Origin of the sequence: Velocimicrobium porci, assembly GCF_009696045.1 — a bacterium.
Classification (GTDB): domain Bacteria; phylum Bacillota; class Clostridia; order Lachnospirales; family Lachnospiraceae; genus Velocimicrobium; species Velocimicrobium porci.
In genome coordinates, this window is sequence record NZ_VUMT01000009.1 from 25,303 (window position 1) to 42,201 (window position 16,899).

Genomic DNA, 16,899 nt, shown 5'->3' on the forward strand with positions numbered 1-16,899 from the left:
AACTAATGATAATTATTTAAAACAATAGAATAAGGAAGGAGTGATTTTGTGGAACTAAGTAGATGTTCATACACAATTCTTGGAATCTTGAAGAAGAGAAATGCTACTGATAAAGTTCATGCACTTACAATCAGTGAGATATCATCATTTGAAAAGGTCAGTAAGCACAATACGATTCACAAGAAGGTAAAAGAAATGCAGGTAAAAGGTCTTATCGAAGAAGGTGTGAAAGCAGGTAGAGCGAAAACATACTTTGCTACTACTAAAGCACTTGAAATTTTACCAGTAAAGAAGGAGGGAAACGAGAATGTATAGAAAAGAGTACATAAATTTTTATGGATTTTTGGGAATTGGACAATTTGGAGGAAATGTAACCAGAAAATTTGAGGAAGCAAACTATCCGTGTGTTGTAGCAAATAGTTCAATAGAGGATTTAGCAACAAGAGATGCTAAAAATAAATTGCATTTTCGGAATGGACATGGATGCCATAAAAACAGAAAGAAGTCAAAGGCATTATTAAAAGAGAATCTGGAAGAGTTGATTGATGAAGTACGTTCAAAAATGCCAGCGATTACAACATTGTTCATCTGTGCTTCTTCTGCCGGTGGAACAGGATCTGGAATGCTTGCGGCTGTCGCAAAGATTCTTAGTAAACAGCTTGGAATCAATATCTGTATTGTTACAGTGCTTCCAGATAAATCAGAGAATTTCCAATCATATGCAAATACAGTAGAACTTTTTCAGGAATTAGAGAAGTTAGATTGTATAGGGGCAACATTTATTTTGGATAATTCAAAGAATAAAGACAAAATGAAGATTAACGAAATTTTCTTCACGCATTTAGACGCATTATTAGCTAATGAAAACGGTGGTGATTATGGATGCTTAGATAGGAGCGAGATTGATAATCTTCTTGCAACACCTGGAATGGCTATCTTATCTAAGCTGGGTAAAGACAATTCAGATAAGTTACTTGTTTCACTGGTAGGTAATAACATTTATGCACCAATGGAACAGAATAAAGTCATTCGTTATATGGGAATCATGAGTTGCAATACTAATGTAGAACTTGATGAAATTTATTCACAAGTCGGTACACCTATTGATACCTATATAGGAACTAATGCACCATCTAATGTCTGTATGCTTGCTGGCTTGACATTACCAAAAACGAGATTAAATGAGATTAAATCAATGGCACAGACAAATGCAGAAATCATTAAAAAGGGAATAGACGCAGCAAATGACAGTCTTTTCGATGATGATGATATGGATTTTCTCGGAACTTTTGAAACGAATAGTAAACCTGTAAAGGAAGAAAAAGTATCAAGTTTGGATATTTTGAGTGAGTTTTTATAAAAGTATGTCAAAGAAAATCAATGAATAGAGAATGATACAGTGGGTAACTGATAGGTTGCTCACTGATATATCAAAAAAAATAAACGCAAAGGAGAGAACAATTATGGTAGCAACAAAGGTAGAAATCAAAGAGGAAGCAATTAACAGAATCAAGACACTTATTGAAAAGTGTAATCTTAATCCAAACGTTTTGAAGTATTTCAATGAAGGTAAGGTGTATTACAGTTATCTTACAGCAGGTGGATTCATGGGAAGCATTGATACTATATCCTATGACAAAAATTATGAGAAGGCTGTAAAAGATTTCGAGGCGAAACATTCAGATTGCATTGTATATCATGCTATTGAATCAATTACGGCACATGGAAAACTTCTATCGTTGCTTTATGTAAGTAGTGATAAAGAAGATTGGGAAAGTGAAAGACTTGAAAGTAACAATAACATCATGTCGTATGTATTTAATTTAGATAATCCTGATTCATCCGAATTTGGATACATCACTATTGATAGCTTTATGAGAAGTGGTGCATTAGTTAGAACAGATGTTGTTTAAAAAGAGAATTATACAGTGGGTGGTCAATGACTGCTCACTGATATGAAAAAAATAAATTATTACAAAGAAAAATGGAGGATTTGATTATGACAAGCAAACAGATTATGACAATTACAGGGTATTTTGACAAAAAGGGTATGGATAGAAAGCAGTTAGAGGATGTGTTGGATTTTGATAATCTGACAATGGATGAAAAATACATACCTGAAATCATGGAACTATTGAAATCTGGTGATGATGAAGTGGGTGAAAATATTATTAGGAACTATGTACGCTTTGTAAAGGATAGAAGTGGTTCAGGGAAAATTACATGGGATGATTTCTTAAAACAGTTGGACAAGCTGTATTTAGAAGATTCTGAATTTGGTATCAGAGTTCAGAGATTCAGCAAAGAAACATATTGGGAAGTATTTTTTGACCATTTCGACATTAAGGATTGTGAAAATGGGAAGGCAATTGTTACATTCAATCACTATTATTATGAGGATACAGAAAGTGATAATGCATATGATACATTTGAAAAATACGGCTTCAATATAGACTTTGATGCAGATGATAACCGCAATGAAATTATTTCGCAGATTGGGGACAGATGGTCTCAGTTATCAGATGATGGAAAGGAAGAAGTCGCTAATGCTATAAGTGCGTGGTTTGCTACTCATTATGTAGACAAGTCAAGGATGAACATTTCAAATGAATCTATCGAAAGAATTTGGATGAGCAATGCTGATTTAGTACCACAGATGGGATTGCGTGATTATAATATCACATTTACAAATGGAGAAATGGTTTGTCTGAGATTCTAAAGAGAGAATAGTAACCATAGGCGGTATCATCCAGATACTGCCTTGTAAATAAAAGTACACAAGAAATGGAGGATTTTTAAAATGAACAGAGAAGTAAGAGAAGATTGGAAACAGTATTTATTTGAGGAAAGAAAGGATTACACCTTTGATGAAGCTATTGAGAAGGTTTTAAATGCTATCAAATTCCTAAAGAAGAATAGTGTCAGAGTAACTGCAAATATGCTTTTGGACGAAAAGAAAGCGGATTCAGAATTCCATTTATCAGAAATGGAAAAGGCAGGATATATTCAGGCATTTAGCAATATGGGATATACAATATCTGATTGCGAAACGATTGTAAAGGTCATAGATGTAATCTATCACTGGTTTGATGTAACAAAAATCAAAGCATATGAAATGGCAGAATATGCCGCAAATAATCGGTTAACAGTCACTCAGACTATAAAAGATAAGCTGAATGTTGATTTTGATGAAATCGTAGAATTTGTAGATACAGTGTTGGAAGAAATGCTTGTATATACAAAAGCTAAAACAGTTGAGTGTGGAAAAGGATTCGCTGAAATGATTAATGGTCTGCTATTGTCGCTTGAATAGCAATAAATAATCAACAACATATAGGCGGTTTCTTTTTTGGAAACTGCCTACCAAATAAAACATAAGAAATACAGGAGGATTTATACATGGAACTTTTAGATTTAATGTCAGAATTAAATGAACACAACAAAACAGAAAGGGGCTATCAGATTCATCTCAACAGTGGAAATCTGGACGATAGTAGCCACAAAAACACAGGCATTGAATTTTGTGACTTGTATTTTACGCAATGCAGAGCATTAAGAAACAGTACATTGTTATGTTTTGATAATTCAACTCGCAAGCCGATAGGCGAAAAAGAGGATGGAACGAAATTATTTCCGCAAGAGATGAACAGTAGCCTGATGATTGATATTAAAAGGATTGAAGCGATTGAGAAAGTCGATAATCCTGATGATTGGTTTGAATTTCCATCAGAGAAGATAATCAATATTTATATGCTGCCAGAAGATGCGAGTTTAAGCGGTTGCAGAAACGTTGTAAGCGTAGGATTTATTGAATAATGAGGAGTACAAGTAGTTATGACAAATTTAAGTTTAGACAGACTAAAAGAGGTAACAGGTGTATTTGTTTCAGAATCAGATTTCCAGGTGATAGAGCTGGAATATCTTGATTATCTGAAAAGTAATAATCTTGCAGATACAGAAAGTAATGCAGAACAGTTCTGTGAAGATTGGAAAGCAGAACAAGAGATTTTAGATACATTTACAGAGACATCTGACGGAAATATCAAGTATTACTCTATGGAAGGTGTAGATGATGTCAAGCTAACGACAAAAGAATTTCTGGATAATCTTGATATGACTTCATATCATTGGGAAAATTTGTGTCGCAGTTATTGGAAGATATTTGAGGATATCATTAACACTGGTAATGTTGATAAGCAGTTACTTACAAATATCTTGTCAGAAGAGACAATATCACATGAGCAGATTTATGAATTGCAGAAAGCTATGAAAAATCGGGTAGCTGAGTTGGTAGGACAATAGAACATATGGCGGTGTATTCTCAGATACACTGCCAGTAGAATAGGAGATGAAATCAAATGGAAACACCAAAAGAGTATTCGAAAAATCTTAAAAATAAAATTTTAACAACGGAAATGCTTGTGGATTGCTTGTTTAGTGTTAATAAGAGAGCAAAGAATTGTCGGGATAAGGAAAGGGAATATAGGGATAAAAACAGAAACCATTACTATACCGACAAGTACGATACAGAAGAAAAGTATCGTAAGAAAAAGGAAGAATATTATTCTCAAAAAGAAAAAATCCTTTCATTATTTACACCCGATTGTATTCATGCAGAAACACAGACAAAACGTGTAAGAATATATGACTATGAAGTAGGATATGAAACAAATTATACAATTGATGATGTTGTATATTCGGGACACTTTTTCAACCGAGAAACGAATGAATATGTATGTTTTGATGATGTAATGTTGCCATATACGCATTATTACTTGTTTTATGATTTTGGAAAATGCTCTTTTCATACTCCTATAGATCATAGTTTAGTAAAAAACTATCCAGAACTTGAAGTTAAGAATATTGGAAGTCTTATGACATATGGAAAGAATATTGATGTGCTATTGTCTACTCACTTTGTTAATAAGGTAATTGCTATGATTGAAGGCGAAGATTATACCTATTTGGACACTAAAAGCCAGTTATTGACTTGTTAAGCACAAAAATCAGTTGGAAAGGATAAATGTGATAGATAAAGTAAAAATCTTTGCACCATTAAAGAATTTTTGGATTCAAAGATGGAATTTAGGAGAATACATATATATGGGAATTGGTACTAAAAACACAACAGCAACAAATCTTCAGAAGGCACTCGATCAGAATTTACTCACAGTTATAAATGCAAAGGTGGAATCGAAGGATGACCACGAAACTAAGACAATTACACCCGAACAATTCAAGAACGACTTGGATTTTTATATGGAATCTGGTGTTTTCGCAGATTCGATTGATTTCAAGTATGAATTGATAGGAAATGATTTGAAAGTCTATATCGGTAATATGAGTAGCTATTGTAATGATTGCATTACTGTTGAGATGGTTGTAAATGATGGTGTGGATAAGAATGATTTGGAGAATGTAATAAGGAAGGTAGATTTATAAGGGCAATAGATGGAATTTTCCATTTATGACAGAGAATATTGTTGCAATGGTGAGAGTTACGCAACCTACCAGTGAAGAGATTGGTTACAGTTCATATTGTTATGTTCCTTTATCTGTCAGTGAAGATACTGATTACTACATATGAACGGAATAACAGGCACATTGCTTTATGGTGGTGTGCCTATAAAGAGTATTAGATTGGAGGAATGAGATTGAAAAAGAGTGATCTAAAAGATTTTATGATAGTCGAAACTGGCTATGATAATGAGAAACTTATCGTTATGGCAGGAAAGGTTGTAGATGACGAACTAAATGGATACTCTCTTGATGATTTCACTGATGAACTGGTAAATAAAATACATAAGCCCGAAAGTATTTCAAAGGTGTATGAGTCTGTTAGTTTGAGGTATCCATTCGAGTTAAATATTGAAAAGATATTTTCGGAACAGAAACCGCAAATTATTTGGGAACGGAAGCCTACAAAAGTAAGCAAGCAGTTATTAAACAATATGTCAAAGAAGCAGATGGAGAAGTATATACAAGGGATTATATACCCTTGCGTGATTGTAGATTAGCGAAGGAGGAGTGATTTATTACGAGTAATAATAACAAAACACAAATGTACATAGTACGTTCACTTTCAATGACCAATTGGTTATGCAATAACGGACATAAGATTTTAAAAGTTGAGGATAGCGAGAAGGATTCCAGATTTAAAGTATTTTTCTTTGAAGATACTGCTGATTTGCACAATACGATGGCGAAGTTCCATAAGAAAGCGTGATTGTATGGCAAATAGCAAGCGAGAAAAAACACGAGTTACAGACATAATTAAACCTGAAGATATTTCAAAATGGAAGCCTAACAATAATGTTCTGATTTCTTCCCCAATGGGAGCAGGTAAGAGCTATTTCTGTAAAAATACTTTATATGATATTGCGAAGAAAACACATGGGAAAATTTTAATGCTGATACACAGATCAAATTGTGTAGAGCAATTTAAATATGAGATTGATACAGATGGAAAAGCTGATGTAATTGAAGTAATTACATATCAATCACTGGAATACAGCAAGTTACATAATACAAATAAATTTAATTTGTCGGATTATATGTTTGTGGTATGTGATGAATTTCATTATTTTTTCAATGACAGTAGTTTTAATAACAAAACTGCTGTATCGTTCAAGATGATCATGAGTAATACAGATTCTATTCATGTTTTTATGTCAGCAACAGGTGAACACATGGCAAGATATATGAAAAAATATATTAAGGACAATAAATTAGAAGATGCAATAGAATATGAGATACCTTTTGACTTTTCTTTTATAAGAGAACTTACTTTCTTCCACAAAGATGTAACTATGGAAGAGTTCTTGAAAGAGGGAATTAAAAAAGGAGATAAAGGAATATTTTTTATTCAATCAGCAGAAAAAGCTTATAAGCTTTATTCAAAATATAAAAAGTATTGTGTCTTTAATTGTAGCTCAAATAACAGCAAGTATTATGAATATGTGGACAAAGATAAAATCAAGCAAATTTTAATGAACCAACGATTTGAGGAACAGTTTTTGATTACTACGTCGTGTTTTGATGCTGGAATAAATATTATTGATACAGATGTTAAGCATATTGTGATAGATATTGTTGACATAGGTTCTTTGATTCAATGCATGGGAAGAAAAAGAATACAAAATGAAGAAGATAAGGTTAGCATATATATCAAAATTATCAACAATCAGAAGTTAGCAGGATTAAAAAGAAGCATGGAACAAAAAATCGAAATGGCTGACTTCTATATGCAAAATGGATATTCAGTGGAAAAGCTAATAGAAAAATATCCTATGCAAAACGACATAAATAATATTCTGTATGATGATCTGATGAAAGATGAAAATGGAAATATTATTCCTAATTCATATACAAAAGTTATTAATGAGCCTATGTATTTTAAAAAGAAAGAAGACATTGCAGATTATTCACTTATGCTTGAAAAATATGGGAAATTTGGTTATTGCAAGTATTTAGCAGCAACATTTGGATTTATTGATGAAGAAACAGGGAGTTATACATATAGAATGATTAATGAAGAATACGAATTAGAAGATTATTTGAGAAAAATGGTTCATGATGAAGTGGTTTTATTGCAATTGAGAGATAGAAGTGAACTGATTAAAAAAATTAATGCAAAACAAGACGGCAAATTATTAAAGAAAGCAGGGACTTTGAATAAGGTGCTTGAAGAAAGAGAAATTGAATATCGGATAAAAGAGTTTTCTACAACTAGATATATTCAAGATGAAAATGGAAATAAGAAGAAAAAAGTATATAAAAGTGCATGGAAAATTGTTCCGTTTTAAACTTTTTTGAGGGCGGTTAATCCTATTGATGGGACTGATATATTTATTTTGACTACCCTATTTGGGCGTAAAGCTTATAATAGAGAAATCGCTTAAAAAGGGTAGTCAAGATGTTTTTGGTAAAACTACTAAAAATAGATTCATATATTATTTTTGTGTAACCCCCCTTGTGGGGTGGAACAAAAATATTTGCGTATGCACTCACTAAAACAAAGAGGTAAAAGATTATGGACAAAAGTTACAGATTAAAGATGGAAGAGAAACTTCATAACAATACATTGGCAGTTGAATATGTAATTAATTGTATTGCTAAGTTTGAGGATAAAATAAATCAATTAGCATATAAAGAAAAGCAGTACAGAAATGTTGGATATAACAATTTCAAGTTAGAACTGGATGAATTGATTGCCTATAGAAAACCATTCGTAGATTTTCTAATGAGAGATTGTAATATGTCACTTGATGATATCAAAGAATCGGTTGCAAATGTAAAAGAGAAGAATATACCAACTAAGAAGGTATGTAATCAGATAAGAGAGATTATTGTTTCAAATTCTTATTGGATTGAATAATATAATGGGTGCTTTGCACAACAGTATTTGTTCCGGCTCTGCCTACACAAATACTTTATTGGATTGATTTAGTGATTAATTTGGAATTGGAGCAGATTAGTTGTTATATTCGTGCGTAAACTAATTAGTTCAAAATATGAATCACATTGATTTTTCTTATCTCAAAAAAGAGAGTATAATCGTCTGCCCTAATCGGGCATCCGATGATAAGCACTCCCTATTTTGAGGAAAAATAAATCTGCAATTTTTCACGATGGAAGGAGAAAAGATTATATGAAGATAGAAAAATTGAGAATAGGAAAAACATATTATTTACCACAAAGAGGATGTCCTACAAGTTATACAAGTGGAGTATTAGTTGAAATTGTAAGTAAAAATAAGGTGATCCTTGAAAATAAAAAAGGGAATAGATTCAGTTGTAATACAAATAAATTGCATAAATCACCTGATAAAGCGGTTAGAGGTCGAAAAGCACAAGAGCGTGTAAGACATGAAATGAATGTAAAAAAGCAAAAGGATAGAGAAAATCTTGTTGATAAGGGAGTTCAGGACAAGATAAAAAAGTTAGGACATTCGACTTTTGCAACTATTGAGCAAAATAAATATATGGTTGTCGGATATAAAGGTGTACCACAACCACGATTTGATACATTGGAAGAGTTGGATAAATGGGCAGATGATGAACTTATAAAGTTAGAAGCTCGTAGAGATGAAATCCGTTCAAAAGGATATAAATATCTGAAAATTGAGGGGAAAGATGGGAAAATAACTTATTATCAAAACCTGAATTTTATTTTTACCAAATTCAAAATTCGTTGTAAGAGTTTCAAAGGTGATATTAGCGAAATTCCTGAAAATGAATTACTAAACAGAAACGATGTTCCAGAAATGAAGATTGAGATAGCAAGATAAAGAGAATAAATATTATATGGTCAGTTAGTTTTACTGGTAAAGAGGATTACAAGATTATTCTTATCTCTGCCATTAGTATTAAACAGAAGGAGAAATTATATTATATGGCAAATAAGCAGATAGAAAGATGTTTCTTATGCGGAAGAGTAAAAGATGAAGTGAATCAGCTTGTAAAAGGTAGATTCGGATATGTATGTGATGAATGTATCCATGAAGCATATGAGGTATTGAATGAGGAAGAAGAGGAACATATTACACATAATATTCAATTGGCAACTCCAAGACAGATTAAAGAACATTTGGATCAATATGTTATCGGTCAGGATGATGCAAAAATGACCTTGGCAGTTAGTGTCTATAATCACTATAAACGAATCAATCAGAGTAAGAAATCAGATGTGGAAATTCAGAAATCAAATATTCTTATGATTGGATCTACTGGTAGTGGTAAGACATATCTCGCACAGAGCCTTGCAAAATTTTTAGGTGTTCCGTTTGCTATTGCAGATGCGACAGCATTGACAGAAGCGGGTTATGTTGGTGAAGATGTAGAAAACATTTTACTTAGATTATTGGAAAATGCTGAATTTGATAGTGAGTTAGCAGAGAAAGGAATTATCTACATTGATGAAATTGACAAGATTTCAAGAAGAAGTGAGAACGTATCTACTACTCGTGACGTAGGCGGTGAAGGAGTACAACAGGCACTCTTAAAGATTATTGAGGGTACAGTATCAAGAGTTCCTTTATCTGGTGGTCGTAAGCATCCACAAGCTGAGTGTGTGAATATTGATACAAGTAATATTCTCTTTATTTGCGGTGGTGCATTTGACGGATTAGAGAAGATTATAAATAAAGGGACTGATAGTAAACCTATAGGTTTCAATGCAGATATTCAGACAATAAATGATAATAAGAGTTTTGGTTTATCAGATGTGCAGCAACATGATTTGGTTAAATATGGTCTGATGCCAGAACTTATAGGACGTTTACCTATTGTAACAGCGTTGCAACCATTATCTGAAGGTGATTTAGTTAAAATCCTTGTAGAGCCAAAGAATGCACTCATAAAGCAGTATCAAGAATTATTGGCTATGAATAATGTGAAGTTGGAATTTGAGGAATCCGCTTTACATAGGATTGCAGAATTAGCCATTAAAAAGGAAATCGGAGCAAGAGGATTGCGAAGTATCATTGAAAAATGTATGAAGAAGATTATGTATGAAATTCCTGATATGACGGATGCAAAGAAAGTTGTAATTACTGCTGATGTTGTTGATGGGAAATCGGATGCTGTTATTTATGGTGCAAGAAATAAGAAGATTGCGTGAGGTGTAGAGATTATATGTCACTAAAACAAGAATGTATTGATATGATTAATCTGATAATAGAACCGTTGAAAAAGAATGATTACGATTTTTATGATTTGGAAACGGATTCTATAAGAGATTTCTGCGAAAAAACAGGTGAAGATATAACTTATTCTGACTGTCAAGGTTGTGAGAATTATGGTAAAGACTGTCCTTATAAAAAGACGATACGAGTAGACGTTTCTTTTTGGGATGGTGCAGATTGTCAGCGTAATTATATATTTGGGAATAATCAAGTATTAGGTAAGGGAATTTGTAGCATTAAAAATCGCAAACAACTTATGTCTGAAATGCTTAAATTAAAAAGTGAATTGGAAGAATATAAAAACTGGTGTGCAGAGTTTAGGGAATATTACGAAGAATATTTAAAGTATGCCAAAGAATTTGCAAAAGAAGTAAAAGAAAAGTATTTCCTTCTTTTCGGATTGGTACAAACGGATATTCTACCTATTATTTTTCATACAGATTACAACTATCGTAATGGAGAAATTGATTATACAACACAAGGAAATTTGCAGATTATAGATAAACAGAATCTTATAAATGTATATTGCTGTATGGATAATGTTGAAGAGACAAAGCGTACAATTCGACATGAGGTATTGCATTATATGTTATATATTGCAGGAATGAAGTATAAAGATGATGATGCTATATTTCATTATTTTTGCGGAGAATTTGATGCTCATGCGTATAAAGATTTGAAAAGTGATGAACAAGATTTATATGACCAATTAACAAATGCACTATCTATGATGGAGAAAATATTTCAAGAAAAAAATATTTCAGAAGAAAAATATACATCCAATTATATCGCTATATTAATAGCTGTAGGATGTCCTGAAGATGGAGAAGCATATGAAAATGGGATGGAGTTATTGAAGCTTTTTAAGATAAAAAGTGAGATTGCATAGTAAAAAAGGAGAAATAAGTATATATGGATAATAAATTTACAGTAATTCAAGGCAATGCCGATATAGATAACTCAAACAGAATAATGCGTACTATTGCACTTCACGATTGCTGGCAAAGACAGTATCACAATGCAATCTATAAAGCATTGTCAGAAAATAAAGGAAAAGAGATTGCAGATTATCCGCAAGAAGATTTAATGAGGATTGCTTTATCCGGTATCAAGTATATAAATTTGGTGCGTGAGATAAGAAGAGAAAATGAAAGAGTTGGTACAGATTATAGACAGTCATTAGAGGAATCGCAAGCAACCTTCAATCTGATAGATGCGATTTTTACAATAATGGGATATATCAAGTTGAAAAATCTGGTTATCACATTCCCTATCACAAAGGACTTTGATGGTCATAAATGGGAATGTAAAGATTATTTCTACACAATGGATGTTCTGTCTAAGATGGATTGGGACAAGCCGATAGGTAGAGATAATATATCAGAATTGCTATGGGATTACCAGAATGATGATTTGCGAGAGGCTTATGTGGAGTTTACTTGTGCTATGAGTGCTATTTATCGTTCCAAAACTGGTAAAAGCATAGCGGAGGAGTGGTGTGATGATATTGGAATCCCTACATATACCATCAATAAAGAAACTGGAATCATCCGAGACAATCAAACAGGGCAGACAACCAAATTAAAAAGAAGAAGTAATTTACAAGTAGTGAAATAATTTTGTGATTGTGGAATATTCACAACATTTGTCCTATTTATTAAGGTGAAAAGGTGGATATTCCATGTAAAAATGGCAATAAAATCACCATTTCATATCATTGGTAAATCGTCTATGTATGTGCATAAAACAGCGTAAATGGGCTTATAACGGACTTGAAAAATATATATGATGTTTTGTCGGTTGAATGTATTTAAATAAGAATATGGGCAAAATATGATGCTTGATAGTGATATAAATGGAGAATTATATAAGTGTGGTAGTTATTGTTTTGAATATTTAATATGTGGAGGTAATTGTTATTGAGTAAGAAGACAAATAAAAAACCTAAGACAGCACCATTAGTTTATATTAACAGAGTCAAAATGACAGAGTTAAATGAGAATGGTAAGTATACATTTATACCTGTTGTTGAAGATGACAACAATAAAAAGATTTATCGGTGCAAATTAGATAAAGAAGGACAGAAAAAATATGATAAGATTGTAGTAAATAAAATCATACGTGATGAAAGAAAACATATGATTTTAACAGCAGAATCAGAACTAATTCGCATTATAAAACATCTTTCTGAAAGGAATGAAACTGTAAAGGGGAGAGATTATATTCCTGATGTTTTATCATTAAAAGTGGGAAAATCATATACTGCTTATAAAGATAAAATGACAGAAACAAAAATGATTGTTACATATAATGGAGTTAAGTACAAAAGAATTATTGTTTCTTCTAGTCACAGTAGAACACAGAAAGCAATGCTTGTATCTGTTGATGTATGGGATAAGGCAATGGATATTTTACTTTGTGGACTTGATAGAAATACAAAGTATAAATATATGTCAAAATGGAACTCATACATTGGATTAGCTGCAACAGACAGTATTCCAGTATCAATGCCAAATATTGTTGTAATTGATGATAAGGAAATTAATCAGAAGGCAATAGTTGATATTGTACAAGAAACCGATACAGATGATGAAGATGGAAATATAAAAAGAGATTTTATGGTTTTAACAGATAGAGAAGAAGAAATACATACAAATCTCTTTGATGGAGCGGGTCTTGTAACTGTTGAAAAAGCAAAGCAATGGAGTGAAGAATTAAATCTTGACTATATACCAGCTTCATTCCAATTTAGATGTATTCCATGCTTAAAAGGAAAACTTTATACAATGCCAGTAACAGAATTTGCAAAAGAAATAGGAGTAAGTACGATTACTGATATAAAAGGTAAGAAGTGGGATTTATTTAATGACAAGATAGATTGCATTTTAACAAAAAGTCAGTTTAAATTTTATGATTTATATGATTCAATTGAAACATGGAAGCATTGTTTTGAAGAAGAAATACATGGATATAGAAGAACATTTAATATTTCTTCTTATGATGAAAAGTTTTCTGAATTGAAAAAGACAACAGTTATGGCATATCAGCCATTACAGACTTCAGAATATACGGATGATGAAATTGAAGAATTATGTAAGCCTACTGTTAATGGTTATATGGAAGCTTGTAGTAGTGTGGAAGGCTTTTTAAAATATCGTGGAATCATAAGCGAACAAGATAAAGATGATGATATTGATTGGAGTAGATTTCCTTCATATTACCAAGCTTTATATTATAATCATTCACTAATTAACGATGAATTTATTCAGAAGAAAATAAAACAAGATATTAAATCTGGTAAAGAACGTGCTTATGTAGGAAAGATAATTGTTAGTGGAAACTATCAGACATTGACTCCTGATTTATATGCTTTGATGCAACATGCCTTTGGATTAGAAGTAACAGGATTATTAAAGGGGAATGAGGTGTATTCAAACTATTGGAATCATAATTTATTTGAAACACCTTGGATTGATATTATTCGTTCTCCGCATATTGCTAATGAACATTGTCCTGTACAAGTTGTTACAAGTGGAATAATGGAAAAGTGGTTTAAATATCAGCAGACTGGAATTATCCTTAGTGTATTTGGAAATACAATAGCACTAAAACTCAATTCCGCTGATTATGATGGAGATCACGTTTTGACAACAGATAATAGAATTATTTGTGAATCTGCTAAAAGAAATATTGCAAATACAATTCACCATATTAAAATTGATAATCGTGAATCTGTTAAAGATATGAAAAAAGTTGATGTTGGAGATATAAATACTGTTATTGAATGTGATTACAAGGGATATAAAAATAATATAGGAAATGTTATCAATCCTATATCGGTGCTTTGGTCGATGCAATAGACGAATGATATTCAAAACTATATAAAAATTATGAGTATTGTTGGTTCGATAACTATTGATTATGCAAAACATGGTGAAGAAGCAGAAATGCCAAAAGAAATAAGAAAGTTATTAAAAGAGCATAACAAGCCATATTTTATGAAATATCTTAGGTCACAAAGGAAGAAGCGTAGTATTGAAAAAGAGATAAAAACAAATTCGTCTTTGCTTGGAAATGAAGAAGAAGGGTTGTTTGATGATTCTGATTGCACCATGAATAAAATTTGTCATCACATGGAAGAACAGATAGCAAAGAGAAATTCTTCAATTAAGGTACAAGAGTCATTTGATGTAAACACTTTGCTGACAAGTGCTCCTGATGTAACTACAAAAAAATATAAGAAAATAAAGGATTGTTTATATAAGGCACAAGAGGATTTTGCGGATATTTCCAATGCAAATTATCACGATGATGACTTTTGTATGTCTGGTAATATGGAAAAAGAACAAAGATATGTAGCACTATATGATTATGTAAAGGCTGATTTGATAGAAATTGAGAATGATATTCCTAAATTGATAGATACCCTTCTTCTGATATATTATACAGATAAAGGTTTTATGAAAAAGTATCAAGATAAATCTATTTTGTGGGGGTGCTTTGGAGAGCAGCTTATTGAACGATGTAAAGGCGATTTTAACAATACAATAGATGATGAAGAACTAGAAAAATTAAAAAAGCGTAGAGAAAAAGCATTGAAGAGTATTGAAAAATTAAAAAAATATAGGGAGAAAAATTTCTTTATTGCTGAATTTGAAGCTGATGGAATTAAAGAAATTTCCGTAGATATTTATTCAGAAGACATTACCTGGATAAAAAAAGAAATTCCTACAAATGTAGAATATAGTAATGAGTCAAGAAAGCTATTATTGGTATTATTATATATATATCGAAAATGCCATACAAATTTGATTCAATTATATCAAAGTCACAATAACAGGTTAAATAGGACAAGCATTTGCAAGCTTGTAAAAATAGATAGAAGACATCTTGATTCGATACTTAATGTTTTACAAGAGTATCAAATTGTTGAATTAAGCTTGGATAAACAAAAACATTTGTGCATTGAACTGTTGAAATTTCCAAATGAGGGAGAAAAAATACTTAAGAAGAACATTGAGTATCAGCATTTATACTCTTTGGCAAATGATAAGTTTAGAGAAAAAGTTACAAAAATCGTAGATAAAAATTGTGCATAATCTCTAAAAATGCAAGGAAAATAAGGAAAAAAGATACAAATATAATAAAAGCTGACAAATCATACTTAGAAAGAGAGAATTATTTTTCAATTATTCTTAAACAAATATTGAAGGAGGTAACATGGATCAGGAATTACTTAGAGAAAGATTAAATGATGTTATTGCTTCAGGTCTTGTTGCCAAAGCAATATCAAAGCATACGAATATTACAACAGATGTACTTTCGAGATTCAAGAATGGACATGTATGTTTGTGTCCAAATGATGCTGATAAATTGAAAGCATATTTAGACCAGGTCGTAATACCAATGTAATGGTAATAACTGCTTCGGCAGATTATTATAAATATCAAAACTGTTGTTTTGATATCGTACTATTTAAGGCACAGAAGGGCATCAGCGTTGTGGAAAAGGTTGTTGCATAAAAACTTCTGTGTCGTGAAAAAATCTGCAATATTGCAGTTTAATATATCTCCGATTTATCGGATTCGATTTAGGCTGATATGGTGTCACAGCTATATCGGTCATTCGCTCCGTCTCCACAGCGGAGCATTTGTGTCTGACTCCACTAATGACACATGAAGTTTGATATTCAAAACAATTAACAAGAAATCCTATGAGCATCTCCACAATGCAAATAGGTCATCCAGTAGCAGGTTTCCACAGCTTGTTGCTGGATGTTAGCACGATTATGATTTTTTTTGAATAATATTTCATATATGAATAAATAAATATAGAATGGAAGGAGGAACGTAATGGTTACGAATAAACTTAGTCAGGAAGAAGTGAGACAGAAATTGATTCGAAAATTAGAAGAAGGAAAACAGCAATACATTGCCAAACAAATTGGTATACCCAAACAAATCTTGAGCAATTTTAAGACTGGAAAGCGTGAATTATGGGATTCTTCATTAGAAGCTCTCAACAACTATCTTGATAATCATTAATTTCTTTGCAGTTCTGCAAAAACAATTCCAAGAAAAATTGAGTATATTTGATTGGATAAGGTATAAGTTTTGTTTTTTTAACTCAAAAAGTGTACAATTCACCATTTTACTAATATGTCAACAACTATATCATAGTTTGGATTGTTTGTAAATACCGAACATATGGTTGAA

21 protein-coding genes are annotated in these 16,899 nt (G+C 31.8%); all 21 read left to right on the plus strand.

Annotated elements, in window-relative coordinates; genetic code table 11:
• Nucleotides 1-48: 48 nt before the first annotated feature.
• On the plus strand, nucleotides 49-315 hold the full coding sequence (locus FYJ58_RS07385) for a hypothetical protein (protein ID WP_154519101.1): 267 nt from the start codon (nucleotides 49-51) through the stop codon (nucleotides 313-315).
• Complete coding sequence (locus FYJ58_RS07390) at nucleotides 308-1,360, plus strand: tubulin-like doman-containing protein (RefSeq protein ID WP_154519102.1); 1,053 nt, start codon at nucleotides 308-310, stop codon at nucleotides 1,358-1,360. Before FYJ58_RS07385 ends, FYJ58_RS07390 begins: the two co-directional genes overlap by 8 nt.
• A 103-nt stretch (nucleotides 1,361-1,463) precedes the next feature.
• Nucleotides 1,464-1,913, plus strand: a complete 450-nt coding sequence (locus FYJ58_RS07395; protein WP_154519103.1) for a hypothetical protein — start codon at nucleotides 1,464-1,466, stop codon at nucleotides 1,911-1,913.
• A gap of 86 nt (nucleotides 1,914-1,999) precedes the next feature.
• On the plus strand, nucleotides 2,000-2,719 hold the full coding sequence (locus FYJ58_RS07400; RefSeq protein ID WP_154519104.1) for a hypothetical protein: 720 nt from the start codon (nucleotides 2,000-2,002) through the stop codon (nucleotides 2,717-2,719).
• An 81-nt stretch (nucleotides 2,720-2,800) separates the two neighbouring features.
• Nucleotides 2,801-3,313: a hypothetical protein gene (locus tag FYJ58_RS07405; protein ID WP_154519105.1), complete on the plus strand. Its 513-nt coding sequence runs from the start codon at nucleotides 2,801-2,803 to the stop codon at nucleotides 3,311-3,313.
• A gap of 86 nt (nucleotides 3,314-3,399) precedes the next feature.
• On the plus strand, nucleotides 3,400-3,816 hold the full coding sequence (locus tag FYJ58_RS07410) for a hypothetical protein (protein WP_154519106.1): 417 nt from the start codon (nucleotides 3,400-3,402) through the stop codon (nucleotides 3,814-3,816).
• Nucleotides 3,817-3,834: 18 nt separating this feature from the next.
• Nucleotides 3,835-4,302 (plus strand): hypothetical protein, encoded by a 468-nt coding sequence (locus FYJ58_RS07415; protein ID WP_154519107.1) that lies wholly within the window; start codon nucleotides 3,835-3,837, stop codon nucleotides 4,300-4,302.
• Between the two features lie 56 nt (nucleotides 4,303-4,358).
• Nucleotides 4,359-4,997 (plus strand): hypothetical protein, encoded by a 639-nt coding sequence (locus tag FYJ58_RS07420; RefSeq protein WP_154519108.1) that lies wholly within the window; start codon nucleotides 4,359-4,361, stop codon nucleotides 4,995-4,997.
• Nucleotides 4,998-5,025: 28 nt separating this feature from the next.
• The gene (locus FYJ58_RS07425; RefSeq protein WP_154519109.1) at nucleotides 5,026-5,442 is read left to right on the plus strand and encodes a hypothetical protein; all 417 of its coding nucleotides are present in this window, start codon (nucleotides 5,026-5,028) and stop codon (nucleotides 5,440-5,442) included.
• Between the two features lie 212 nt (nucleotides 5,443-5,654).
• The gene (locus FYJ58_RS07430) at nucleotides 5,655-6,017 is read left to right on the plus strand and encodes a hypothetical protein (RefSeq protein ID WP_154519110.1); all 363 of its coding nucleotides are present in this window, start codon (nucleotides 5,655-5,657) and stop codon (nucleotides 6,015-6,017) included.
• 44 nt (nucleotides 6,018-6,061) lie between these two features.
• A complete protein-coding gene (locus FYJ58_RS15355; RefSeq protein ID WP_408647375.1) occupies nucleotides 6,062-6,226 on the plus strand; it encodes a DUF5659 domain-containing protein in 165 nt (54 codons plus the stop codon).
• Nucleotides 6,227-6,230: 4 nt separating this feature from the next.
• Nucleotides 6,231-7,805 (plus strand): DNA helicase, encoded by a 1,575-nt coding sequence (locus FYJ58_RS07435; protein WP_154519111.1) that lies wholly within the window; start codon nucleotides 6,231-6,233, stop codon nucleotides 7,803-7,805.
• Between the two features lie 227 nt (nucleotides 7,806-8,032).
• Entirely contained in the window at nucleotides 8,033-8,377 is a 345-nt protein-coding gene (locus tag FYJ58_RS07440) for a hypothetical protein (protein ID WP_154519112.1), read from the plus strand.
• A gap of 273 nt (nucleotides 8,378-8,650) precedes the next feature.
• Nucleotides 8,651-9,289 carry a hypothetical protein gene (locus tag FYJ58_RS07445; protein ID WP_154519113.1) on the plus strand — a complete coding sequence of 213 codons (639 nt, stop codon included), beginning with the start codon at nucleotides 8,651-8,653 and terminating at the stop codon, nucleotides 9,287-9,289.
• A 104-nt stretch (nucleotides 9,290-9,393) separates the two neighbouring features.
• Nucleotides 9,394-10,620, plus strand: a complete 1,227-nt coding sequence (gene clpX / locus FYJ58_RS07450; protein ID WP_154519114.1) for an ATP-dependent Clp protease ATP-binding subunit ClpX — start codon at nucleotides 9,394-9,396, stop codon at nucleotides 10,618-10,620.
• Nucleotides 10,621-10,634: 14 nt separating this feature from the next.
• Entirely contained in the window at nucleotides 10,635-11,573 is a 939-nt protein-coding gene (locus FYJ58_RS07455; protein WP_154519115.1) for a hypothetical protein, read from the plus strand.
• A gap of 23 nt (nucleotides 11,574-11,596) precedes the next feature.
• Entirely contained in the window at nucleotides 11,597-12,301 is a 705-nt protein-coding gene (locus FYJ58_RS07460) for a hypothetical protein (protein WP_154519116.1), read from the plus strand.
• Nucleotides 12,302-12,603: 302 nt separating this feature from the next.
• Nucleotides 12,604-14,544 carry a hypothetical protein gene (locus tag FYJ58_RS07465; protein ID WP_154519117.1) on the plus strand — a complete coding sequence of 647 codons (1,941 nt, stop codon included), beginning with the start codon at nucleotides 12,604-12,606 and terminating at the stop codon, nucleotides 14,542-14,544.
• A gap of 30 nt (nucleotides 14,545-14,574) precedes the next feature.
• Complete coding sequence (locus FYJ58_RS07470; RefSeq protein WP_154519118.1) at nucleotides 14,575-15,783, plus strand: hypothetical protein; 1,209 nt, start codon at nucleotides 14,575-14,577, stop codon at nucleotides 15,781-15,783.
• A 121-nt stretch (nucleotides 15,784-15,904) separates the two neighbouring features.
• Nucleotides 15,905-16,096, plus strand: a complete 192-nt coding sequence (locus FYJ58_RS07475) for a hypothetical protein (protein WP_154519119.1) — start codon at nucleotides 15,905-15,907, stop codon at nucleotides 16,094-16,096.
• A 440-nt stretch (nucleotides 16,097-16,536) separates the two neighbouring features.
• Nucleotides 16,537-16,728 (plus strand): hypothetical protein, encoded by a 192-nt coding sequence (locus FYJ58_RS07480; RefSeq protein ID WP_154519120.1) that lies wholly within the window; start codon nucleotides 16,537-16,539, stop codon nucleotides 16,726-16,728.
• Nucleotides 16,729-16,899: the final 171 nt, after the last annotated feature.

Bases quoted from the DNA above. Each gene is read 5' to 3' on its own strand.
- FYJ58_RS07400 (WP_154519104.1), top strand. From the start codon at position 2,000: ATGACAAGCAAACAGATTATGACAATTACAGGGTATTTTGACAAAAAG.
- FYJ58_RS07455 (WP_154519115.1), top strand. From the start codon at position 10,635: ATGTCACTAAAACAAGAATGTATTGATATGATTAATCTGATAATAGAA.
- FYJ58_RS07395 (WP_154519103.1), top strand. From the start codon at position 1,464: ATGGTAGCAACAAAGGTAGAAATCAAAGAGGAAGCAATTAACAGAATC.
- FYJ58_RS07460 (WP_154519116.1), top strand. From the start codon at position 11,597: ATGGATAATAAATTTACAGTAATTCAAGGCAATGCCGATATAGATAAC.
- FYJ58_RS07445 (WP_154519113.1), top strand. From the start codon at position 8,651: ATGAAGATAGAAAAATTGAGAATAGGAAAAACATATTATTTACCACAA.
- FYJ58_RS15355 (WP_408647375.1), top strand. From the start codon at position 6,062: ATGTACATAGTACGTTCACTTTCAATGACCAATTGGTTATGCAATAAC.
- FYJ58_RS07480 (WP_154519120.1), top strand. From the start codon at position 16,537: ATGGTTACGAATAAACTTAGTCAGGAAGAAGTGAGACAGAAATTGATT.
- FYJ58_RS07470 (WP_154519118.1), top strand. From the start codon at position 14,575: ATGAGTATTGTTGGTTCGATAACTATTGATTATGCAAAACATGGTGAA.
- FYJ58_RS07410 (WP_154519106.1), top strand. From the start codon at position 3,400: ATGGAACTTTTAGATTTAATGTCAGAATTAAATGAACACAACAAAACA.
- FYJ58_RS07475 (WP_154519119.1), top strand. From the start codon at position 15,905: ATGGATCAGGAATTACTTAGAGAAAGATTAAATGATGTTATTGCTTCA.
- FYJ58_RS07390 (WP_154519102.1), top strand. From the start codon at position 308: ATGTATAGAAAAGAGTACATAAATTTTTATGGATTTTTGGGAATTGGA.
- FYJ58_RS07435 (WP_154519111.1), top strand. From the start codon at position 6,231: ATGGCAAATAGCAAGCGAGAAAAAACACGAGTTACAGACATAATTAAA.
- clpX (WP_154519114.1), top strand. From the start codon at position 9,394: ATGGCAAATAAGCAGATAGAAAGATGTTTCTTATGCGGAAGAGTAAAA.
- FYJ58_RS07420 (WP_154519108.1), top strand. From the start codon at position 4,359: ATGGAAACACCAAAAGAGTATTCGAAAAATCTTAAAAATAAAATTTTA.
- FYJ58_RS07440 (WP_154519112.1), top strand. From the start codon at position 8,033: ATGGACAAAAGTTACAGATTAAAGATGGAAGAGAAACTTCATAACAAT.
- FYJ58_RS07405 (WP_154519105.1), top strand. From the start codon at position 2,801: ATGAACAGAGAAGTAAGAGAAGATTGGAAACAGTATTTATTTGAGGAA.
- FYJ58_RS07415 (WP_154519107.1), top strand. From the start codon at position 3,835: ATGACAAATTTAAGTTTAGACAGACTAAAAGAGGTAACAGGTGTATTT.